Source organism: Streptomyces sp. NPDC028305, assembly GCF_055569495.1.
Window position 1 is genome coordinate 527,809 of the sequence record NZ_JBVHTN010000005.1, and the last position, 20,889, is coordinate 548,697.

General features: G+C 72.1%; 17 protein-coding genes. 10 read left to right on the plus strand and 7 right to left on the minus strand.

Features of this window, described 5'->3' with window-relative positions:
* Nucleotides 1–16: 16 nt before the first annotated feature.
* Both ACZ4WQ_RS23290 and ACZ4WQ_RS23295 read left to right on the plus strand, forming a co-directional pair.
* Nucleotides 17–1,546 (plus strand): NCS1 family nucleobase:cation symporter-1, encoded by a 1,530-nt coding sequence (locus ACZ4WQ_RS23290; protein WP_385341132.1) that lies wholly within the window; start codon nt 17–19, stop codon nt 1,544–1,546.
* Nucleotides 1,547–1,720: 174 nt separating this feature from the next.
* Nucleotides 1,721–2,371, plus strand: coding sequence for a polysaccharide lyase (locus ACZ4WQ_RS23295; RefSeq protein WP_398373838.1), 651 nt, complete (start codon nt 1,721–1,723; stop codon nt 2,369–2,371).
* Between the two features lie 11 nt (nt 2,372–2,382).
* On the opposite strand, the gene ACZ4WQ_RS23300 is transcribed toward ACZ4WQ_RS23295, so the two are convergent.
* From ACZ4WQ_RS23300 to ACZ4WQ_RS23310, 3 genes are all read right to left on the minus strand, one after another.
* A complete protein-coding gene (locus ACZ4WQ_RS23300) occupies nt 2,383–3,438 on the minus strand; it encodes a lipoate--protein ligase family protein (RefSeq protein ID WP_385341128.1) in 1,056 nt (351 codons plus the stop codon).
* Nucleotides 3,439–3,515: 77 nt separating this feature from the next.
* Entirely contained in the window at nt 3,516–4,022 is a 507-nt protein-coding gene (locus ACZ4WQ_RS23305; protein ID WP_398373839.1) for a hypothetical protein, read from the minus strand.
* A 32-nt stretch (nt 4,023–4,054) separates the two neighbouring features.
* Nucleotides 4,055–5,005 carry an SDR family NAD(P)-dependent oxidoreductase gene (locus tag ACZ4WQ_RS23310; protein WP_398373840.1) on the minus strand — a complete coding sequence of 317 codons (951 nt, stop codon included), beginning with the start codon at nt 5,003–5,005 and terminating at the stop codon, nt 4,055–4,057.
* A 150-nt stretch (nt 5,006–5,155) separates the two neighbouring features.
* Between ACZ4WQ_RS23310 and ACZ4WQ_RS23315 the strand changes: the two genes are divergently transcribed.
* Nucleotides 5,156–5,710, plus strand: a complete 555-nt coding sequence (locus tag ACZ4WQ_RS23315) for a hypothetical protein (RefSeq protein WP_398373841.1) — start codon at nt 5,156–5,158, stop codon at nt 5,708–5,710.
* Between the two features lie 105 nt (nt 5,711–5,815).
* The gene (locus ACZ4WQ_RS23320) at nt 5,816–7,111 is read left to right on the plus strand and encodes a phosphatase PAP2 family protein (RefSeq protein ID WP_311723849.1); all 1,296 of its coding nucleotides are present in this window, start codon (nt 5,816–5,818) and stop codon (nt 7,109–7,111) included.
* A 1-nt stretch (nt 7,112) separates the two neighbouring features.
* Here the strand turns inward: ACZ4WQ_RS23320 and ACZ4WQ_RS23325 are convergent, their stop codons facing one another.
* Nucleotides 7,113–7,970 carry a helix-turn-helix domain-containing protein gene (locus ACZ4WQ_RS23325; protein WP_398373842.1) on the minus strand — a complete coding sequence of 286 codons (858 nt, stop codon included), beginning with the start codon at nt 7,968–7,970 and terminating at the stop codon, nt 7,113–7,115.
* 148 nt (nt 7,971–8,118) lie between these two features.
* Between ACZ4WQ_RS23325 and ACZ4WQ_RS23330 the strand changes: the two genes are divergently transcribed.
* Nucleotides 8,119–8,718, plus strand: coding sequence for an NADPH-dependent FMN reductase (locus ACZ4WQ_RS23330; protein ID WP_385341120.1), 600 nt, complete (start codon nt 8,119–8,121; stop codon nt 8,716–8,718).
* 22 nt (nt 8,719–8,740) lie between these two features.
* On the opposite strand, the gene ACZ4WQ_RS23335 is transcribed toward ACZ4WQ_RS23330, so the two are convergent.
* Nucleotides 8,741–9,913: an MFS transporter gene (locus ACZ4WQ_RS23335; protein WP_311723848.1), complete on the minus strand. Its 1,173-nt coding sequence runs from the start codon at nt 9,911–9,913 to the stop codon at nt 8,741–8,743.
* 106 nt (nt 9,914–10,019) lie between these two features.
* On the opposite strand from ACZ4WQ_RS23335, the gene ACZ4WQ_RS23340 reads away from it, so the two are divergent.
* A complete protein-coding gene (locus tag ACZ4WQ_RS23340; protein WP_358844241.1) occupies nt 10,020–10,793 on the plus strand; it encodes an AraC family transcriptional regulator in 774 nt (257 codons plus the stop codon).
* A gap of 19 nt (nt 10,794–10,812) precedes the next feature.
* On the opposite strand, the gene ACZ4WQ_RS23345 is transcribed toward ACZ4WQ_RS23340, so the two are convergent.
* Nucleotides 10,813–11,667: a hydrolase gene (locus ACZ4WQ_RS23345; RefSeq protein ID WP_398373843.1), complete on the minus strand. Its 855-nt coding sequence runs from the start codon at nt 11,665–11,667 to the stop codon at nt 10,813–10,815.
* Nucleotides 11,668–11,884: 217 nt separating this feature from the next.
* Here ACZ4WQ_RS23345 and ACZ4WQ_RS23350 point away from each other — a divergent pair, with 217 nt between their 5' ends.
* Nucleotides 11,885–13,954, plus strand: a complete 2,070-nt coding sequence (locus ACZ4WQ_RS23350) for a sulfatase (protein ID WP_398373844.1) — start codon at nt 11,885–11,887, stop codon at nt 13,952–13,954.
* 5 nt (nt 13,955–13,959) lie between these two features.
* On the opposite strand, the gene ACZ4WQ_RS23355 is transcribed toward ACZ4WQ_RS23350, so the two are convergent.
* Nucleotides 13,960–14,877, minus strand: a complete 918-nt coding sequence (locus ACZ4WQ_RS23355) for a zinc-binding dehydrogenase (protein ID WP_398373845.1) — start codon at nt 14,875–14,877, stop codon at nt 13,960–13,962.
* 331 nt (nt 14,878–15,208) lie between these two features.
* Between ACZ4WQ_RS23355 and ACZ4WQ_RS23360 the strand changes: the two genes are divergently transcribed.
* The 3 genes from ACZ4WQ_RS23360 (at nt 15,209) to ACZ4WQ_RS23370 (ending at nt 20,861) form a co-directional block, all read left to right on the plus strand.
* On the plus strand, nt 15,209–18,484 hold the full coding sequence (locus ACZ4WQ_RS23360) for an amidohydrolase family protein (protein ID WP_398373846.1): 3,276 nt from the start codon (nt 15,209–15,211) through the stop codon (nt 18,482–18,484).
* A 75-nt stretch (nt 18,485–18,559) separates the two neighbouring features.
* On the plus strand, nt 18,560–19,402 hold the full coding sequence (locus tag ACZ4WQ_RS23365; protein ID WP_311723388.1) for an inositol monophosphatase family protein: 843 nt from the start codon (nt 18,560–18,562) through the stop codon (nt 19,400–19,402).
* A 49-nt stretch (nt 19,403–19,451) separates the two neighbouring features.
* Entirely contained in the window at nt 19,452–20,861 is a 1,410-nt protein-coding gene (locus tag ACZ4WQ_RS23370; RefSeq protein WP_361188631.1) for a phytoene desaturase family protein, read from the plus strand.
* Nucleotides 20,862–20,889 lie beyond the last annotated feature (28 nt).

Consider the following 20,889-nt stretch of genomic DNA (forward strand, 5'->3'; position numbering starts at 1 on the left):
AACGAAGAGGGGCCCCATGACCGCTGCCCAGATGACCCACCCGGACGGCCGCGTCGAGCTGCCCGTGGGCGCCGCTGCCCCCACCGGGCCGTACGCCAACGCGGACCTGCTGCCCGTACCCGTCGCCGGACGCACCTGGAACACCTACAACTTCACCGCCCTATGGGTCGGCATGGCCCACAACGCGGCCACCTGGACGCTAGCCTCCGGCCTCATCCAGCTCGGCATGGACTGGAAGCAGGCGGTGCTGACCATCGCCGTGGCCAATGTGATCGTGCTGGTGCCGATGCTGCTCACCGGCCATGCCGGCCCGCGCTACGGCATCCCGTTCCCCGTCTTCGCCCGCGCTTCCTTCGGCGTGCGGGGCGCGAACTTCCCGGCGCTGATCCGCGCGGCCGTGGCGTGCGCGTGGTTCGGCATCCAGACGTGGATCGGCGGGGCGGCCATCTTCCTCCTCGCGGGGAAGCTGTTCGGCGACCGGTGGACCGGCGCCGCCTCCTTCGGCGGCTATCCATGGACCCATTGGCTGTCCTTCGCGCTCTTCTGGGCCCTCCAGATCGCGATCATCGTGCGCGGCATGGAGACCCTGCGGCGCTTCGAGAACTGGGCCGCGCCGTTCGTCATCATCGGCGCGATCGCCCTGCTGATCTGGATATCGAACAAGGCCGGGGGCCTGGGCCCGCTGCTGGACCAGCCTTCCCGGCTCGGCTGGGGCGGCGACTTCTGGTCGGTGTTCTTCCCCGCCCTGATGCCGATGATCGGTTTCTGGTCGACCCTGTCGCTCAACATCCCCGACTTCACGCGCTACGGGGCCAACCAGCGCTCCCAGTTCTGGGGCCAGTCGCTGGGCCTGCCCACCACCATGACACTCTTCACCCTGCTCTCGGTCCTGGTGACCTCCGGTACACAGGCGGTCTACGGCGCCCCCATCTGGCAGCCGGAGCAGGTGGCCGCCAAGATCGACAACGGGGCGGGCGTCCTGTTCGCGCTGATCACGATCCTGATCGCCACCGTGTCCGTGAACATCGCGGCGAATGTCGTCTCGCCCGCCTTCGACCTGTCCAACATGGCGCCCGGAAAGATCACCTTCCGGGTGGGCGCGATCATCGCCGCGGTCGTCGGGGTCGTCATCTTCCCCTGGAAGCTGTACTCCAGCCCCGATGTGTACATCTTCACCTGGCTCGACACGGTCGGCGCGCTCCTCGGCACCGTCGCGGGCATCCTGATCGCCGACTACTGGATCATCCGCCGCACCTTCCTCCACCTCCCCGACCTCTACCGCGAGGGCGGCCGCTACTGGTACTCGGGCGGCTGGAACCGGCGGGCGCTCGCCGCCTTCGCGGCGGGCGGGCTGCTCGCGATCGGCGGCGCGCACACCGACCCCGGCACGGCGGGCCCGTTCCCGGCGGACGGGCTGATCCCGTTTCTGAAGCCGCTGGGCGACTACGGCTGGGCGGTCGGGCTCGGGACCTCCCTCGTCCTCTACACGCTGCTGATGCTGGGGCGGCGAGAGAGGCGGCGAGAGGAAACGGCCTCCGAGGCGTAATCCTCGGACCTTTTCAGGATAAGTCCTTGACCCTTGCCGCGGTCGCTCCCATCATCTGACGGCATGAAGCGACGACAGGCACTCACATTGCTCGGAGGTCTTGGCTTAGCCGGACCACTCGCCACTCTCACGCCCTCCGGCAGGGCATCGGCCGCCGATGACTTGCCGGAGGGCGTGTACTTCCAGAACCGAGGCAGCGTCGAGGGCTGGGACTACAGCTACGCCCAGAAACAGGGGTCGATCAGCACCATCGACACCCCGACCTACAAGGGCGCGCACTCACTGGACGCGACCCAGACCTACATCGACGAAACCGGGGGCTATCACTCCGAAGTCCTCCGGCGGGGCGCGCAGAGCGTCGGCCAGGACCGCTACTACGGCCAGGCCATCCGGCTGGCCCCCGACTGGCGGTTCCACGACCAGAACGTCACCTTCCAGCAGTGGTCCCCCGAGGACCCGGAGGGCCCCTGGCTGCTGATGTTCGTCCAGGGGGACGAGATCCGGTACGGCGGCCGCGCGGTCTCCGGGACGGTCGGAGCGATCACCGACCTGCGGGGCGCCTGGATCAGGCTGGTCGTACGGCTCAAGCTGGCCGGGGACGGCCAGGGCGCGTACGAGGTGTGGCTCAACGGCAGGAAGACCGTGAGCTCGACCGGCATCACCCTGCTGCCCTCCACCTCGCAGACCATCCGCTGGTCCAGCGGCATCTACTGCACGGCCTGGCGGGACGGCACACCCGCCGGGGCGTCCACGCTGACGATCCTCCACGACCAGCACCGGATCGCCTCGTCGTACGCCCTGGCGGAGCCGGCCAACTGGACCTGACCCCGCCGTCGTCACGGCACCCGGGTGGTCCACTCGCGCGAGCCGAACTTGTCCTCCGCCAGCCGCCGCGCCCGCGCCGCCTCCGCCTCCGTCACCGCGCCCTCCGCGAGCCCGTACCGCTCACGGAACGAGGCGATCATCCGGTCGATGACGGCGGCGCGCGCCAGCCCGGTCTGCCGGCGCAGCGGGTCCACGCGCTTCTTCGCGCTCCTGGTCCCCTTGTCGGACAGCTTCTCCCGGCCGATGCGCAGCACCTCCACCATCTTGTCCGCGTCGATGTCGTACGACATCGTCACGTGGTGCAGCACCGCCCCTGACCCGGTCACCACCCGCTTCTGCGCGGCGCCGCCGATCTTCCCGGCGTCGGTCGCGATGTCGTTGAGCGGCTGGTACCAGGCAGCGATACCCATGTCGCCGAGCGCGCCCAGCACCCAGTCGTCGAGGTACGCGTACGAGTCGGCGAAGGACAGTCCGGACACCAGCGACTCGGGCACATACAGCGAGTACGTGATGGTGTTGCCGGGCTCCACGAACATCGCCCCGCCGCCGCTGATCCGCCGCACCACCTCGACGCCGTGGCGCTCCGCGCCCTCGGGGTCCACCTCGTTGCGCAGCGACTGGAAGCTGCCGATGATCACGGCGGGGGAGGCCCACTCCCACACCCGCAGCGTCGGCGGCCGCCGCCCCAGCGCGACCTCCTCGGTCAGCACCTCGTCCAGCGCCATGTGCAGGGCGGGCGACTGCGGGCCCTCGTGGATCAGCTGCCAGTCGTAGTCCGTCCAGTCGGTGGCATGCGCCAGCGCCCGCCGCACCGCGACGCCCACGGCGTCGGCGGTGAACCCGAACATGACCGTGCCCTCCGGCAGCGCCGCCTCGACCCGGGCCGCGAGCCCGCGCGCGTCGGTGTCCGCGGGCGCGCCCTCCAGCGCGCGGTTCATGGCGAGCAGCGCCTCGTCGGGCTCCAGGAAGAAGTCACCGGCGACCCGGACGTCCCGCAGCCTCCCGTCCTCGACCTCGAGGTCCACGACCACGAGCTTTCCGCCCGGCACCTTGTACTCACCGTGCATTCGCGCACCTTCGTTCTTGTTGCTGCCTCTGTGTCCCCAGCTCCGGCGGCACCGAGGATTATTCCGCCACGGTGGGCTCAGCCGAGCGGGTGCGGCCGGGACAGGGGGTGTGGCGGGGCGAAGGACAGGCCGTTCTCGTCGAGGGCGTTGTAGACGGTGATCCGGCCGTGCGGAAAGACGAAGCCGACATCGACGGTTCCTCGGGCCGCGTCGGTGCCGGTCCATTCGAGGAGCTCGACGTTGCGCACGGGTTGGCCCAGGAGAGGCGCCGCCTCGGGGATGGCGTCGTCACGCCATCGGAGGGCGAAGCCCGGCCACTCGACGGGGCGGCGCGGATCGATGGCGTTCCAGGTGAGGGAGAGCTCGTCGAGCTTCCAGTGGTTGATCTCCACCTGCTCGCCGTCGAAGTCGAGCAACACGGGGCAGTCCGGAAACCACTCGTCGTCCTCCAGATCCCACACCACCCATAGCCGGGTCAGGGGGCGGCTGATGAGGGTCCGCAGCCGGGCTCCGTGGACCTGCCCGACCGCGCGGGGGCCGCTCATCCAGCGCGGCCGGTAGTCCTGGATCCCGAAGTCGAACACGCGATCAGTGTGGCAGTCGCCCGCCACGTCCTTTATGCGAGGCCGGAACTCGGGTCGACGCCGGTCAGCTCCCGGCTCGCGTCCCACAGGCGTGCCGCGACCGTGGTGTCGGCCAGGTGGTCCCAGAGGGGTTCGACCCGGGGCAGGCCACGCAGTCCGAACACCCGGGGAGCCCACAGCTGCCCGCCGGTCACGGACGGGTCGAGCACGGCGCGCACCGCGGGCCACGCGGCGGCCTCCTTGCCCTGGACGAGCAGGCCGGCGGGCAGGCCGCGCAGCCGGGCGGCGGTGGTGCGGAGGTGGACGGGTGGGCGCGAGGGGGTGAGGGAGTCCAGCGCGCCGCCGGGGTGGGTGACCACACTCAGCGCCGTGCCGCCCGCCGCCCGCAGGCGGCGGTCGAGCTCCAGGCCGAAGAGCATCTGCGCCAGCTTGGACCGTCCGTAGGCGCGTTTGGGCCGGTAGTCCCGGGTGCTCTGGAGGTCGTCGAGGTCCAGCCGCTCGGACTTCGCCGCGAAGCTGCCGGTGGTGACGATACGGGCCGCGGGGGCGGCCGCGAGCAGCGGCGCGAGCCACCACGTCAGCGCGAAGTGCCCGAGGTGGTTGGTCGCGAACATCAGCTCATGGCCGTCCTGGCTCTCGCGGCGCGGCGGGTGGTCGAACATCACCCCGGCGTTGTGGACGACCGCGTCGAGACGGTCCAGCGGCAGTGCGGCCACGGCGGCCTTGAGCGAGGAGAGATCGGCAAGGTCCAGCCGCAGGGAGCGCACCCGCGCGCCGGGGACCCGCGACCGGATCGAGGCCATCGCGGTCTCGGCCTTCGCCATGTCCCGGCTGCCGAGCACGACGGTGGCCCCCGCACCGGCGAGTTGCTCGGCCACGAAGTAGCCGATACCCGCGTTGCCGCCGGTGACCAGGACATTCCTGTCCTGGGCGGACGGCAGTCGATGAACGTCCCACGGCTGGGTCTGGGCTGCGGAGGGCATACGGGCTCCTTGCGCTCGGGATGATGCCGGACGCGTCCAGCGTCACGGCCGTCACCGATACGCCGCCGACAGATCGCCGATCGCGCTCTGTGCACACCCGAACAGTAGGGTCGCCTCATCTGTCTGCTCTTCTTCTTCCGAGGCGGCCCGATGAGTGACACATACTCACCGATACCCGAGCTGAATCTGCTCAAAGAGTTCGACGATCAATGCGCGGACTTCTACTCACCAGGGTTCGAACTGCGGGAGTACAACAACGACTCGTCCTGGCTGGAATCGGAGAATCCGGAGTTCGACGACCGCGTGATCCCCTTCGCCAAGGCCACCACATCCGGTTCCTTCTACGCGCTGTGGCGCTGCGACGACCGGGCGGACCTCGCCACCCTGCCCGTGCTCTTCTTCGGTGACGAGGGCGATCTCTACGTCGCCGCGCACGATCTGCGGGACCTGTTCTGGGACCTCCTCGACGAGGAGTTCGACGGCCCGCCTCCCACGCGCCAGACGTACGTCGACACGCGCCAGGCGTACCTCACCTGGCTGAAGCGGCACTTCGGTCCCGCACACCCCACCTACGACCACAGCCCCATGGAGGAGCACGGCCGGCGGTTCGCCGACTGGCTGCTGAGCGTGGGAGAAGAGGACGCTGCCGACGTCGTGATCGAGAATCTTGAGCCGATCAGGGGGGCGGCTGAACGCCCTCTTTAGTCAAAAGCCAACAAATCGGTCAAGTAATTGATGCATATAGTATCTCGGGTGTTGTCGCGAATAAATTGCAGAATCAACTTCGCCGCGTGGCGCCAACCGCGGACGATGCTGTGGGTCACGGCGGGTGTGGTGACCCTTGGATTCCTCATCGCGCTGGAGATCGTCGCGCGTCACTACGGCCTGCCGGGGCCGATGACCAGCCAAGCGCGCGAGGTCATATTTCCGCCCAAACCGGGGCCGCTGTATGCCGGTATGGCATTGATGATGGTGGTGCTCACCTGGCGGCAACGGTTTATCGCGGCCGGCGCCGCGATCGGCATCGACGTCGTCTTCGTGCTGGTGCGGTGGGCGGCCGGCGTCAAGGTGCCCGCTGATCATTTCTTCGGCAACGGCGCGTTGTGGGTGATGCTGGGCTGTGCGGTGATCGCCGTCACACGCCGCACCGGCCGGGAGCGTGTCCTGCTGCTGAAGGGGGTCGGTCTCGGCCTGCTGCTGGTGGCCGGCCGCAAGACCGGCGATACCTGGCTGCTCATCACGTCGAAGGCCCGCCCGGAGGTGCTCGACCAGTACGTGGCAACCGCCGATCACGCGCTGGGCAACCCGTCGTGGCTGGCGGGCCGGATCCTCAGGGCCACCGACCCGATCGGCACCCATCTTCTCGACTGGGTCTACGGTGAGCTCGCGGTGGCCGCGGTCGTCGTCGCGCTGTACCAGCTGCGCAACGTGGCGGCAGAGCGCCGCTTCCCGACCCACCATCTGGTGCGCACCTTTCTGGTGATCGGCCTCCTCGGGCCGGCCTTCTACATGATCTTCCCGGTGGTCGGGCCGATCTTCGCCTACGGCCCGGGCACCTCCGGCACCGGCGGCCTTCAGTGGGCGGTGGCCGACCTGTGGCCGCACACGTTGCCGACGATCAGTACCCCGCACCCGTTCACCTACGACGGGATCACCCCGCGGAACTGCATGCCCAGCCTGCACACGGCATGGGCCACCGCGATCTTCATCCATACCCGCAAGGGCCCACGGACTCTGCGCTACGCGGGCACCTTCTGGCTGATCGCCACGCTCGGCGCGACGCTGGGCTTCGGCTACCACTACGGCGTGGATCTCATCGCCGGCGTGGTGTTCGCGCTCACGATCGAGGCAGCGCTGCGCACGTTCGACCGCGGCTGGGACCGGTCGGGAATCCAGCTGGTCGCCTACGGCACCGTGGTCTTCGCCGCGCTCCTGGTGTCGTATCGCTATCTGCCGATGCAGATGGCCGCACATCCGTGGGTGTTTGGACCACTGCTCATGCTGGCGATGATCTCCGTGATCTACGGCTACGTACGGACCACCAGACTGTGGGAACCGAAGGCCGCACCCGCGCGCCAACCGGAACCGCAACCCGAACCGGCGTGAGTCACCCGGACGACACCGCCCGCAGCGCGCCCGGCCGGCGGCCCGTGAGGAGGTCGAGGGCGGCGGAGGTGGCGTCGTCGGCGGGGAGGTGGACGATGAGCCGCTGGTCGTCGTCGGCGGGCAGTTCGAGGGTCTCGTACGCCAGGCGCAGGTCGCCCACCTCGGGGTGGCGCAGCCGGGTAACCCCGCTGGACCTGGGGAGGCCGGGCAGGGTGGCCACCCGGCCGGTGAAGGCGTCTCCGGTCGTGACGGTCAACTCGTCGGCGAGCTGGGCGATATGGGGGTCGGCGCGGAACGGGCCCTGCTTGAGCGCGGCGACCTGTTCGTCGGCGACGGCGGCCCAGTCGGGGTAGGCGGTGCGGGCGCGCAGGTCGGTGAAGACGAAGCGGGCGACGTTCGGCGGGCTGCCGTCCAGCAGGCCGATGGGGCCCGCCAGCCGCTCGTAGCCCGCCGTGTGGGCGAGGATCTCGCTGAGGCGGTTGAGGAGTACGGCCGGGGCGGGCTCCAGGCGGTCGAGCAGGGCCCGCACGGTGGGGCGCACCGTACGGCCCGGGAGCGCGTCGCCCATGCAGCTGTAGCCGGGCTCGGCGCCCTTGGTCAGGCGGTGCAGATGGATGCGCTCGGCCGGGGTGAGGCGGAGCGCGTCGGCCAGCGCGGCGATCACCTGCGCGGAGGGGCGGCGGTCCCGGCCCTGCTCCAGCCGGGTCACGTACTCGACGCTCACCCCGGCCAGCGTGGCCAGCTCGGCCCGGCGCAGCCCCGGCGTACGGCGGCGGGGGCCGGTGGGCAGCCCCACCTCGGCGGGGGAGACCGCTTCCCGGCGCAGGCGCAGGAACATGCCCAGCTCGTTGTCGCTCACCGTACGAACTTAACAGCCGGGTTGAACGGGATCGTGGCCCTGCCACTACCAGTCTTGGCCCGGCCTTCCTGGCACTGGCGCGGCCCGGCAGGTTGGACGTCGTGGCCCTCACGGCCACTTCGTCACTTCACAAGGAGCGATCCCAGCCATGTCCAGCCAGACCCTCAAGCTCGCGGTGATCCTCGGCAGTGTCCGGGAAGGGCGGTTCGGCCCGACGGTCGCCAACTGGTTCGTCGAACAGGCCGAGGCGCACGGCCGGTTCGCCGTGGACCTCATCGACCTGGCCGATACGCCACTGCCGCTCGCCCTGCCGCCCATGCCCCCCGCCATTGACCCGAACCTGCCCCGCCCAGCCGAGATGGCGGACCTCACCGCGCGGCTCGCCGCGGCCGACGCGTTCGTCGTCGTGACGCCGGACTACAACCGCTCCTACCCGGCCGCGCTGAAGGCCGCGATCGACTGGCACTACGTCGAGTGGCAGACCAAGCCGATCGGCTTCGTCGGCTACAGCGGGGCCAGCGGCGGCCTGCTGGCCATCGAGGGCCTGCGGCAGGTCTTCAACGAGCTACAGGCCCACACGGTCCGCGACTACGTCTCCTTCCCCCGGTACTACGAGCTGTTCGGCCCCGACGGCACGCTCAAGAACCCCGAGGGCCCGAACACCGCGGCGAAGACGATGCTGGACCAGCTCGACTGGTGGGGCTCGGTGCTCCACGACGCCCGTCGCGACCGGCCGTTCGCGGCGTAGGCGGCCCGGCTCGCCTGAGGGATCAGCGGGTGCCGGGCGTCCCAGCCCCGGCCCTGGTCCCAGGGGCGGGCCCCGGCTCGCGCTCGGTCTCCGGCTCCGTGAGCGTGCCCGCGACGAGCCAGGCCAGGGCGCACAGGGCGATCAGCGGAGCCAGCGCGGTGCGCAGCCCCGCGGCATCGGCGAGGGCGCCGATGCCCGGGCTGGCCACGCCCCCGACGCTGACGGCCAGCCCCAGCGTGACGCCGCTGGCCGTGCCGATCCGGTTCGGCAGATAGTCCTGGCCCAGAGTGACGTGCAGCGAGAACGGCACGTACAGCGCGGCGGCCGTCAGGGCGGCGAAGGCGTAGAGCGCCGGTCCGGGGACGAACACCAGCCCGGCGACGGCGGGTACGGCCGCCCCGTAGGCGATGCGCAGCGTGCGGACCCGCCCCCAGCGCGCGGCCAGCGGCCCGCCCAGTACGGTGCCGACGGCGCCCCCGGCGAACAGCGTGAACAGCGCCGCGGACCCCGTCGCCGAGCCTCCGGGCACGCGCTCCTGGGCGTACAGGGCGATGAACGCGCTCAGGCCCACGAAGACGATCGAACGGCAGACGATGATCGCCGAGAGCCGCAGAAACACCGGCCAGTCGTCGCGGCCCGCGCCCCGCGCGGCGGCCTGCTCGGCCGCCGCGCGCCGGGCGAGGGACCGGATCACGGAGGCCGTCAGCACCACCCCGGCCACCGCGGGCGCCACCAGCCACGGAGACGCGCCCAGCCCGCCGGTGGACAGGACGGGGGCCACGGCGACCGGTGCCAGGGCGAAGCCGATGTTGCCGCCGAGGGAGTACCAGCCCATTGCCACATGGCTGCCGCGGCTCGCCGTCCGGGCCAGCCGGGCCGACTCGGGGTGGTAGGCGGCCACCCCGATGCCCGAGAGGGCCACCGCCAGCCAGGTGAGCAGATACGAGTCGCCGGGCCCGGACAGGGCGATGCCAAGACCCGCGCCGAGCGAACTCGCGGGGATCAGCCACGGCATCGTCCACCGGTCCGTCAGCGCCCCGAACAAGGGCTGCACGATCGAGGACAGCAGGGTGGCCGCCAGCACGATGCCGGACGCCGCCACATAGCCGTAGTGGCGCTCGGCCACCAGGAACGGCACCAGCGTGGGCACAGCGCCCTGGTAGAAGTCCACGGTCGCGTGGCCGATGGCCATCATCGTGATCGGTCGGGACACGGAGCGGTCGCGGGAGTGGTTTTTCGGGGTCACGCCGACGATCCTCCAGGCGCCGCGGGCTGGCGGGCTTCCGATAAACTGCCAAGTGATGTCGGTATCCCGCCAAGCGTCCCGCCGGACCATCCCGGCCCGCGCACACACGCCGACGACCACCCGCTTCCTGGACCCGGGCACCGGGCTGTCCGCACACCGCCATGACGTGCACCAGGTCGTCTACGCGGGGCGCGGCGTGCTCTCGGTCACCACCGAGGCCGGGAGCTGGGTCGCCCCGGCCACCCGGGCCATCTGGATCCCCGTCGGCACCCTGCACGAACACCGGGCCTTCGGGCACACCGTGCTGCACGGCGTCGGCCTGCCGGTGGACGTCAACCCGCTGGGACTTGACCGGCCCGCCGTGCTGGCCGTCGGGCCGCTGCTGCGCGAGCTGATCGTCGCGTACAGCCGCCCGGAGGCCGACCCGGGGACCGCCGAGTCCCGCCGGCTGCTCGCGGTCCTGCTCGACCAGTTGCGGCAGGCTCCGCAGCAGCCCCTGCATCTGCCCACGGCCCGGGATCCGCGGCTGGCCGCCGTGTGCGCGCTCCTCCAGCACGACCCCGCGGATCCTCGGCCGCTCGCCGAGCTGGGCGCCCGGGCCGGGGCGAGCGCCCGCACGCTCACCCGTCTCTTCCGCACCGAGATGGGGATGACGTTTCCCCAATGGCGCGCCCAACTACGGCTGCACCACGCGCTGCTGCTGCTCTCCGACGGCCTCACCGTCACCGCGGTCGCCCACCGCTGCGGCTGGGCCTCGGCCAGCGCGTTCATCGATGTCTTCCGCCGCGCGTTCGGCTGCACCCCCGGCGACTACCGCGCGCGGACCTGACGCTCAGCGGACCTGACGCTCAGCCGCAGCCGATCCGCGCGGTCCCGACGGCGACGTCGTCGTACCAGAGCGTGTCGTCGCCCTCGCCGTAGCTCTCCCAGCCCAGCCGCAGATCCGTGGGCGCCGGCCGCCAGCCGCCCCGGGCCAGCCACTGCTGGTCGACGTCCTGGGTCGGGGTGCCGTCCACGACCAGGCCGGTGACCAGGGAGCCGTTGACCCAGGTGTCGAGGCGGCCCGCGGAGCGGTCGAGCCGGAACTCCAGACAGGTCCAGGTGTTGAGCGGCAGCGGCGTGGACAGCGCCACGCCCGCCGGGCTCTGGGCGGGCAGGGTGGCGTCGTCGGACTCGCGGTTCCACTGGAGGGCCTTGTTCTGCCCGCCCATCCGCAGGTCCTTCGCGTTGTCGTTGGTGTCGCGCAGGGCGGCGAACGTGACGTGCTGGGCGGGCAGCGCGGTGGTGTGTCGGACCCAGAAGCGCGCGTACAGCTCCGAGCCGGCCGGGACGTCGGACAGGGAGGTGCCGGCGAAGGCGTGGTTGCAGTACCCGGCCTTGCCGGTGACCCGGACGGACTTGGTGCCGCCGTGGGCGACGGTGGAGTCCACGGTCGCGGTGCCGGTGCCGGAGCAGTTGGCCACCGTTGTGTTCCAGCGGCCCGCGGGGGCGGTGCCGGTCTGCGACTCGAAGTCCTCGCAGAAGCCGTTCGCCGAACACGCGGCGGCCGCGCGGGCGGGTGCGGACGAGGCGGTGGCGGTGGCGGTGGCGGTGGCGGTGGCGGTGGGGGTGATGGCCGCCGCCGCGGCCAGCGCGGCGGTCGCCGCCGCGAGGGCGCGGATGCGCTTGGACGTACGGGGGAGGGGGTGCGGGTCGGGTGCCATGGAGATCCTCCTAGAGGGTATGGGAGCGCTCCCATTGCCGAATGTAGCCGTGGGCATGACAGTCGGGAAGTCAACGGGAGGTCAACTCATCGGCCCTGTGGAAGCGGAGTTGAACTGAAGCCGCCGACCAGCCGTAAGGCATAACGGCGGACCCGACCTCCCGAGCCTGGTCCGCCGTGCCACCATCAGGCTTCGCAAGCACGGAAGGATCTTCGGGGTGTCGCTCTTCACGCGCTCTCGTCAACTGCCGGACAGGGACAAGGCGGACGCCGAGGAGGGCCCGGCCCCGGACGTCCCCTCAGCGCGGCCCGCGCCGGGTGAGGCCGCGAAGGGGGCGGCCGACGGTGACGCCGCCCCAGCCGCGAAGGGTGACGCCGACGACGGCGCCGCCAAGAGCGGCACCGACGGTGACGTCGCTGAACGCGACGCGACCGGCGACACCCCGCCGGACGCCGCTCCCTCCGCCGATAACGCCGCCGAACACTCCCCGGCCGACGCCCATGACGCCCGCGACGGCCGTGGCTGGCGGGACAAGTACCCCGTCGCGGCGCGGGCCTTGGCGTGGGGGACCACCGGCGTGTCCGTCGCGCTCGTGGTCATCGCGCTGCTGCTGCCGAACCAGCTGCCACTCATCACGCCCGGCGCGTTCATACGCATCCCCGTTGAGGCGGTCCTCGGCGCCGGTGCGGTGCTCCTTCTGACGCAGCTGCCGACGCCGGTGCCGAGGCGGGTGGCGGCGGTGTTCGCCGGGGTGTTCCTCGGGCTGCTGACGATCCTCAACCTCCTCGACATAGGCTTCAACGAATTCCTCGGACGCGGGTTCAACCTGGTGCTCGACTGGATCCTGCTCGACGACGCCCAGTCGTACCTCGAGGACTCGCTCGGCTCGACGACCGCGACGTTCGCCGTGGTCGGGGTCGTGGTGCTCGCCGTCGCGCTGCTCGCCGTGATGACGCTGGCGTGTCTGCGCATCAGCAACGTCATGGCCCGGAACAACGCCGTCGCGACCCGCGCCACCTTGGTGCTCGGGACCGCCTGGATCGTCAGCGCGGCGTTCGGGCTCCAGCTGTCGCACCTCCCGCTGGCGTCCCGGAGCACGGTCGCGCTCGTCGAGAACCGGGTGGACCGGGTGAAGGCGACGATGAGGGACGAGCGGGAGTTCGCCAAGGTGGCCGCCGTCGACTCGTACGGGGACACCCCGGGCGATCAGCTGCTGACCGGGCTGCGCGGCAAGGACGTCATTTTCACCTTCATCGAGAGCTACGGCCGCAGCGCCATCGAGGACCCGGTGATCGCGCCCGGGGTCGACGCGGTGCTCGACGAGAAGACCGAGGAGCTGCGCGACGCCGGGTACGCCGCCAAGAGCGGCTGGCTCACCTCCGCGACATACGGCGGCTCCAGCTGGCTCGGCCACTCCACTTTCCTCTCCGGCCTGTGGATCAACAACCAGAACCGCTACCGCACCGTGACCGCGAGCGACCATCTGTCCCTCACCCGCGCCTTCAAGCGCACCGGCGCCTGGCGGACGGTCGGCATCATGCCTGGGGTCACCAAGGAGTGGCCGGAGGGCAAGTTCTACGGCCTCGACCACGTCTACGACTCCCGGGACCTCGGCTACAAGGGCCCCAAGTTCAGCTGGTCGACCATGCCCGACCAGTACGCCCTGACGGCCTTCGAGCGGCTGGAGCACGGCAAGCGGCACGACAAGCCGCTGATGTCGGAGATCATCCTGACCTCCAGCCACCAGCCCTGGGCGCCCATCCCCAAGATGATCGGCTGGGACGAGGTCGGCGACGGCTCGGTCTACGGCGACATCAAGAAGGAGGGCAAGGACCCCAAGGACGTGTTCACGGACTCCACCGAGGTGCGCGAGGAGTACGGCAAGTCCGTTCAGTACTCGCTGAACAGCCTCATCGACTACGTGGTGAAGTACGGCAACAAGAACACCGTGCTCGTCTTCCTCGGGGACCACCAGCCCCTCGCGCGGGTGAGCGGAAACCACGCCAGCCGGGATGTGCCGGTCGCGATCGTCGCGCACGACCCGGATGTGCTGAAGCGGATATCCGACTGGGGCTGGCAGGACGGCCTGAAGCCCGGTCAGGACACCCCGGTCTGGCGGATGGACACCTTCCGGGACCGCTTCCTGAACGCCTACGGCCCGCAGCCGGGCTCCGAGGCGCCCAACTCGGGGTCACCCAACTCGGGGTCACCCGGCTCGGGTTCGTCCGGTTCCAAGCCGTCCGGTTCCGAGTCGTCCGGCTCCAAGGCCTCCGGTTCGTCCCGCTGACCGGATCAGCCCCCGATGTCGAGCACGGCCTTCCCCCGCACGCGCCGCCCCAGCAGCGCCGCCACCGCCTCCGGCGCCCGCTCCCACGAGCCGCGCCAGCCGATCTGCGGGTCGAGCCGGCCCGTGGCCAGCAGGCTCACCAGATACGCGAGGTCCGGGCCGAAGGGCGACCGTACGACGAAGGGTTCGAGGCGCCTGTCGCCGCCCGTCAGCCGCTCGCGCTCGAAGTCGATGGTGGTCGGTTCGAGCGACGCCTTGCCGATGGACTGGGCCGAGCCTCCGGGCTCGACCAGGGCGAACGCCTCGGCCAGCAGCGGGCCGCCCACGTTGTCGAGGACGCCGAAGACCGGCGCGGTGATGTGCTCGAGGCCGACGACGACCTCGTCGGCTCCGAGTTCGCGCAGCCCCTCGCCGCGCTGCGGGCTGCCCACCGCCGCGATGACGTACGCGCCGGCGAGGGCGGCCAGCTGCACCGCGAAGCGCCCCAGGCCGCCCGAGGCGCCGGTGATCAGCACCCGGCGGCCGATCACGGGGCCCAGCCGGCGCACGGCCTGGAGCGCGGAGACCCCCGCGCCCGGCAGGGCGGACGCCGCGCCGAGGTCGACCGCGTCCGGGACGACGGTGAGCTCGGCGGTGTCGACCGCCCGCCGCTCGGCCCACGCTCCCGGTGGTCCGAAGGACACCACGCGGGTGCCGGCCGCGGGACCGGTGCCGTCGGCGGCGGCGCGGACGACGATCCCCGCCGAGTCCCAGCCGAGCAGCTGCCCGGGGCGCGCTCGCTCTTCCCGGTAGGCGAGTTCGCCGAAGTTGAGGGAGGCCGCGTGGACCTCGACGAGGGCCTGCGCGTCGTGTGGCACCGGCTCCGGGGCCTCGCCGAGCCGCAGGCCTTGCGGGGCCCCGGGGTCGTACAGCAGAGCGCGCATCGCGGTCGCGTCCTTTCTGTTCGCTTGGCCCGGCGCCGGAGTCGGCGCCGTCGCGATTCACGCTGCCTCAGGGGTCGGGCCGTCGTCCAAGACCTGTCGTTATAGCCATCGGCTATCAAGGCGGCGGGGCGACTGCCGTCGGCCGTCCGGCATTCCGTCCATCCCCGGATTCGTCCCCAAGTGTCCGACCGGCCGGGTGAGTCCGAGTCCTCCGGCGCCCCTGCCCGGATGCGATTAAGTTCAGGTAACACCTATTTCTGCGGGCTGTTCCCCCGCTTGACCCTGCCTTTAGGTTCGGCGAGATCGTGATCTTCAAGCGGAGGGTACGGCTGTGGGCATATCACGCAGAAAGCTGATCCGGCGCGGCGGGCAGGCGGCTGCCGGCGCCGGAGGTCTGTGGCTGAGCGGCGGGCTGACCGGGCTCGCGCCGGCGGCGAACGCGGCCGAGCACGGAGAGAAGGCCGACAGCACGGGCAGCGCCGCGGACGAAGCCACCCGGCGGATCACCGTCACCCAGGCGACCAACGCCTCGGCCGCGCTCTCCCCGGACGGCCGGACGGTCGTCCTCGATCTGCTCAATCTGCTCTGGACGGTCCCGGCCAAGGGCGGCGAGGCGGGCCGGCTCACCGATATCGACCAGGAGGCGACCGAGCCCGACTTCTCGCCCGACGGCCGCCACCTGGTCTACCAGTCGTACACCGACGGCAACTTCCACCTCTGGCTCGCCCGCGCCGACGGCACCGGGGCCCGGCAGCTCACCAAGGGTGCCTCCGACCACCGCGAGCCGCGGTTCTCCCCGGACGGCAAGCGGATCGCCTACGCCGGGGAGGCGGACGGCCGGTACGCGATCCACGTACTCGACCTCGACAGCGGCGCCACCAAGGTGTGGGCGCCGGGCAAGGACGCCACCGCCCAGGAGGCGCAGCCCTTCTGGCACCCGGACGGCACCGCCATCGCCTTCACCAGCGGCAAGGGCGACGCCCCGCAGTCCATCGTCCGCGTCGACGCCGACGGCAAGCGCACCACGCTCGTCGCCGTCACCGAGGGGCGGGTGGCGGGCCCCTCCTTCTCGCCGGACGGCTCCCGCTTCGCCTATGTCCACCTCGCCTCGGCCGCCACCGCCCTCGTGGTCGACGGCCGGACCGTGTCCGACCCGGCGGAGGACGTTTTTCCGTTCGCGGCCCGCTGGCCGTCCAAGGACGAGGTGTTCTACACGGCCGACGGAAAGGTGCGCCGCCGCAAGGTCCCCGGCGGCAAGGCACAGGCCGGCAAGGCGGAGGACATCCCCTTCGCCGCGCACCTCACCGTCCCCCGCGTCCAGGAGCGGCCCGCAGCCCGCGACGCCGACGCAGCCCCAGCCTCCACCGCGCCCCGCCCCGTCAAGGGCATCGTCTCCCCGTCCCTCTCGCCGGACGGCGAGCGGATCGCCTTCGCGGCTCTCGGCGACATCTGGATCGCACCTGCGAGCCCGCTCAGAGGTAAGGGCTCGCCCAAGGCCGTCGTCTCCGACGGACACCTGAACACCGACCCCGCCTGGTCCCCCGACGGCTCCACCCTCGTCTACGTCAGCGATCGAGGCGGCAGCGGCAACGGCGGCGCCGTCGACCTGTGGACGTACGACATCGCCGACGGCACGACCCGCCGGCTGACCGACCTCCAGGACGCGGCCTCGGGACCGACGTTCAGCCCCGACGGCGCGAGCGTCGCCTTCGGCCTCGGGTCGGGCACCCTGCACACCGTGGACGTGGCCACCGGCGCCGTACGCAAGGTCGCGGGCCCCCTCAACGCGCCCGGCAGGCCCACCTTCTCCGCCGACGGCCGCAAGCTCTCGCTGGCCGCCCTGGCGCCCGTCACCGCCCGCTACCGCGAGGGCTTCAACCGCGTCCTGACCGTCGACCTGGCCAGCGGCGAGGCGCACTACGACGACCCGGTCCCCGGCAAGTCCCTGGTCAACCGGATCGACGCCGGGCCCGTCCACTCGCCCGACGGCAAGCACACCGCGTACGTCGTCGGCGGCACCCTGCACCTCAGCGCCCTGGACGCCGCCGGGCGGCCGACCGGGACCGCCCGCCGGCTGAACGGCGAGACCGCCGACTGCCCGAGCTGGAGCGCCGACTCCAGCTCGCTGCTCTACCTCTCCAACGGCAGGCTGCGCCTGGCCGACGCCCGCACGGGCCGCGCGCGCACCGTCCCGGTCAAGCTGACCTGGCGCCCCGCCAAGCCGTCCGGCCGCACGGTGGTGCAGGTGGGCGCGGTGTGGGACGGCACGAGCGAGTCGCTGCGCCACGACGTCGACATCGTCATCAAGGACGACCGCATCGAGTCCGTGGTGGCGCGCGGATCGGTCCGCGCCGGAACCGGCGGCCGCACCGTCGACGCCCGCCACCTGACCGCGCTGCCCGGCCTGATCGCCGTCCATGAACACGGGCCCTGGCAGCGGGCCGACACCATGAAGCTGTGGCTGTCCTTCGGCATCACGGCGGTGCGCTCGCCCGGCACCGCCCACTACGCGGCCGTCGAGGCCAAGGAGGCCACCGCCTCCGGGCGCCGCGTCGGCCCCCGGGTCTTCGCGGCCGGCGATCTGATCGACGGCTCGCGCATCTACTACTCCTCCGGCCGCCCCGTGACCGACACCGAGGAGCTGGAGCGCGAGCTCGACAAGGCCGAGGCGCTGGGCCACGACCTGGTCAAGACGTATGTGCGGCTGCCGTACGCGATGCAGCGCGCCGCCATCCGGGGCGGCCACCGGCGCGGGATGCGCGCCACCTCGCACTACCTCTTCGGCCCGCTCGGCCTCGGCGCCGACGGCACCGAGCACCTCGGCGGCACCAGCCGCTACGGCCGCCGCCAGAAGGAGACCCACCTGGGCCACGCCTACGACGACATGACCGAGCCGCTGATCGCCTCCGGCATGTCCTTCACCCCGACCTTCGGCCTGTCCGGCGCCGGACTGCCCGCCACCCGCGCGGCGCTCTACCGCTACGCCGAGTGGGCGGTCGGCGACCGGCGGCTCACCTCGCTGATGAGCGAGGCGGAGTACGAGGAGTTCCGTACGGGCGTGGCGGACGCGCGGCAGACGGTCCCCACCGACCTGCTGGCCTTCGTCGCCCGGCACGGGGCGACGGTGCGCAGGCTGCTGGAGGGCGGGGCGCACGTCGGGGTGGGCACCGACAGCCCGCTGGTGCCCCCGGCCATCTACTACCACCTGAACCTCCAGGCCATGGTGCGCTACGGCGCCACCCCCCACCAGGCGCTGCGCTCCGCGACCGTCGAGGGCGCGCGGACGCTGGGCATGAGCGCGCGGATGGGCACCGTGGAGCCGGGGAAGCTCGCCGACCTGGTGCTGGTCGAGGGCGACCCGCTGAGCGACATCAAGGCGGCCGCGGCGGTGCGGCGCGTGGTGCTGGGGGGTGTGGTGCACTCGGTGGACGACCTGGCCGGCGGGAAGTCCGCAAAGGCCGCGTCCACGGGCACGGCGTCCGCACGTAGCGCCGCGGCCGTACGGACCGCTTCCGCCTCCGCGGAGGTGGCCGACGTACCGCAGGGCCCCGCCCGGGAGCAGTACTGGTGGCACCGTGAGGAGCACGCCCACCACACCTGCTGCTGAGGTCGTTCACGCGGCGGCCATCCCATGGCCGCCGCGTGGACACCGGCCGTCGCCGGGGCATGGTTCGATAAGGGCATGATCGAGCAGTTTCTCGCCGGTGATCTGTCCGACGTCGAGGAGGCGGTGCGCAAAGCGGCCGCCGCCGAGATCATGCCGCGGTTCCGGCAGCTCGCCGACCACGAGATCGTGGAGAAGAACGGCCCCCACGACCTGGTGACGGTCGCCGACCGGCTGGCCGAGGAGCACCTGACCGCCTCGCTGACCGCGCTGCTGCCCGGCTCGGCCGTGGTGGGCGAGGAGGCCGTGCACGCCGACCCGGCCGTGCTCGGCGCGCTGGGCGGCGACGCGCCGGTGTGGATCGTCGACCCGGTCGACGGCACCCGGCAGTTCGTGCACGGCGACCCCGGCTTCGCGACCCTCGTCAGCCTCGCCCACCACGGCGAGGTGCTCGCCTCGTGGACCCTCGCCCCGGCCCTCGACCAGATGGCCGTCGCGCGCCGCGGCGGGGGAGCGGTGCTGAACGGCGAGCCGATACGCGCCGGACACCCGGAGCCCGGCAGGGATCTCGAAGTCGCCATCTCCCACTACGACTTCACCACCGACGACGAGAAGCGCGCCCTGTCCGTACTGCGGACACCCGGGGTCGCGCCGCGCCCGTGCGGCTCGGCCGGGCTCGAGTATCTGAACGTGGCCCGGGGCCAGCTCGACGCGGTGGCCTTCACCTGGGAGAACGTCTGGGACCACGCCGCCGGGCTGCTGCTGGTCGCCGAGGCGGGCGGCGCGAGCGCGACCCTGACCGGCGATTCGTTCCGCATCACGGGCGGAAACGCGCTTCCTTTCACCGCGGCGCGGGACGCGGCGACCGTACGGCATATCCTGAGCCTGCTGGCTGCCCCGGCCGACCGGGTCGCCGGCTGACCGATCCTCAGAAACCCTCGGGACGGGGAGGAGAGCCGACGTGCCGTCCATGCTCGACGCGGTCGTGGTGGGTGCCGGGCCGAACGGGCTGACCGCGGCCGTCGAACTGGCCCGCCGCGGCTTTGCGGTGGAGGTCTTCGAGGCCGCCGACACGATCGGCGGCGGCGCGCGCACCGAAGAGCTCACCCTCCCCGGCTACCGGCACGACCCCTGCTCCGCGGTGCACCCGCTGGGCGTGGGCTCCCCGGCCTTCCGCGCCATGCCGCTCGCCCGGCACGGCCTGGAGTGGCTGCACCCCGAGCTGCCGCTGGCCCACCCCTTCCCGGACGGCACCGCCGCCGTCCTGGCCCGCTCGGTCGGTGAGACGGCCATGTCGCTGGGTCCGCGCGACGCCGGTACGTACCGCCGGCTGGTCGCCCCGTACATCGGGAAGTGGGACACCCTCGCCCGCGACTTTCTGCGCACCGCGTGGGACGGGGTGCCCGCCGACCCGCTGACCTGGGCGCGCTTCGGGCTGCACGCCATCCAGCCCGTCACCCTCCTGGGCCGCCGCTTCCGCGACGAGAAGGCGCGCGCGATACTCGCCGGGATGGCGGGCCACGCCATCTCCCCGACCAGCGGCATCGCCACGGCAGGCCTCGCGCTGTTCTTCGCGCTCGCGGGCCACGAGGTGGGCTGGCCGGTCCCGCGCGGCGGCTCGCAGGCCATCTCGGACGCGCTCGGGTCGTATCTGCGCGAGCAGGGCGGCGCGATCCATGTGGGGGTGGAGGTCAAGCGGCTCGACGAACTGCCGCCCGCCCGCGCGTACATCTTCGACACCTCGCCGACCGCCCTGGCCCGGATCGCCGGGCTCGGCCACGCGTACCACCACTTCCGCTACGGGGCCAGCGTCTTCAAGGTCGACTACGCCCTGGACGGCCCGGTGCCCTGGACCGCGCCGGAGGCCCGGCGGGCCGGCACCGTCCACGTCGGCCCCACCGCCGGCGAGATCGCCACCGCACTGCGGGCCGCCACCGGGGGGCGCGCCCCCGACACCCCCTTCCTGATCACCGCCCAGCCCGGCGTGGTCGACGACTCGCGCGCCCCGGCGGGCAAGCATGTCTTCTGGGCCTACGGCCATGTGCCCCGCGGCTGGGACGGGGACGCGACCGACGCCATAGAGCGGCAGATAGAGCGCTTCGCGCCCGGCTTCCGGGACCTGGTGCTCGCGCGCGCGGTGGCCGGGCCGCCGCAGCTCGCCGCGCGCAACGCGAACTACGTCGAAGGCGACATCGCGTGCGGCGCCTTCGCGGGCCTCCAGACGGTGATCCGCCCCAAGCTGGCGCGTGTCCCGTACGCCACGGCGCACCCGTCGGTCTTCCTGTGCTCCTCGGCCACCCCGCCGGGGCCCGGGGTGCACGGGATGTCCGGGCACCACGCGGCGCGGGCGGTGTGGCGGCGGCTGAGCGGCCGCGACTGACCCCGGCCCCGCCGGAATGCTGAAGCCG

What these genes read in the sequence shown, in the direction of transcription:
- ACZ4WQ_RS23290 (WP_385341132.1), top strand. Translation starts at nt 17, where the DNA reads ATGACCGCTGCCCAGATGACCCACCCGGACGGCCGCGTCGAGCTGCCC.
- ACZ4WQ_RS23300 (WP_385341128.1), bottom strand. Translation starts at nt 3,438, where the DNA reads ATGCACGGTGAGTACAAGGTGCCGGGCGGAAAGCTCGTGGTCGTGGAC.
- ACZ4WQ_RS23310 (WP_398373840.1), bottom strand. Translation starts at nt 5,005, where the DNA reads ATGCCCTCCGCAGCCCAGACCCAGCCGTGGGACGTTCATCGACTGCCG.
- ACZ4WQ_RS23315 (WP_398373841.1), top strand. Translation starts at nt 5,156, where the DNA reads ATGAGTGACACATACTCACCGATACCCGAGCTGAATCTGCTCAAAGAG.
- ACZ4WQ_RS23320 (WP_311723849.1), top strand. Translation starts at nt 5,816, where the DNA reads ATGCTGTGGGTCACGGCGGGTGTGGTGACCCTTGGATTCCTCATCGCG.
- ACZ4WQ_RS23330 (WP_385341120.1), top strand. Translation starts at nt 8,119, where the DNA reads ATGTCCAGCCAGACCCTCAAGCTCGCGGTGATCCTCGGCAGTGTCCGG.
- ACZ4WQ_RS23335 (WP_311723848.1), bottom strand. Translation starts at nt 9,913, where the DNA reads ATGATGGCCATCGGCCACGCGACCGTGGACTTCTACCAGGGCGCTGTG.
- ACZ4WQ_RS23340 (WP_358844241.1), top strand. Translation starts at nt 10,020, where the DNA reads ATGTCGGTATCCCGCCAAGCGTCCCGCCGGACCATCCCGGCCCGCGCA.
- ACZ4WQ_RS23345 (WP_398373843.1), bottom strand. Translation starts at nt 11,667, where the DNA reads ATGGCACCCGACCCGCACCCCCTCCCCCGTACGTCCAAGCGCATCCGC.
- ACZ4WQ_RS23355 (WP_398373845.1), bottom strand. Translation starts at nt 14,877, where the DNA reads ATGCGCGCTCTGCTGTACGACCCCGGGGCCCCGCAAGGCCTGCGGCTC.
- ACZ4WQ_RS23365 (WP_311723388.1), top strand. Translation starts at nt 18,560, where the DNA reads ATGATCGAGCAGTTTCTCGCCGGTGATCTGTCCGACGTCGAGGAGGCG.
- ACZ4WQ_RS23370 (WP_361188631.1), top strand. Translation starts at nt 19,452, where the DNA reads ATGCTCGACGCGGTCGTGGTGGGTGCCGGGCCGAACGGGCTGACCGCG.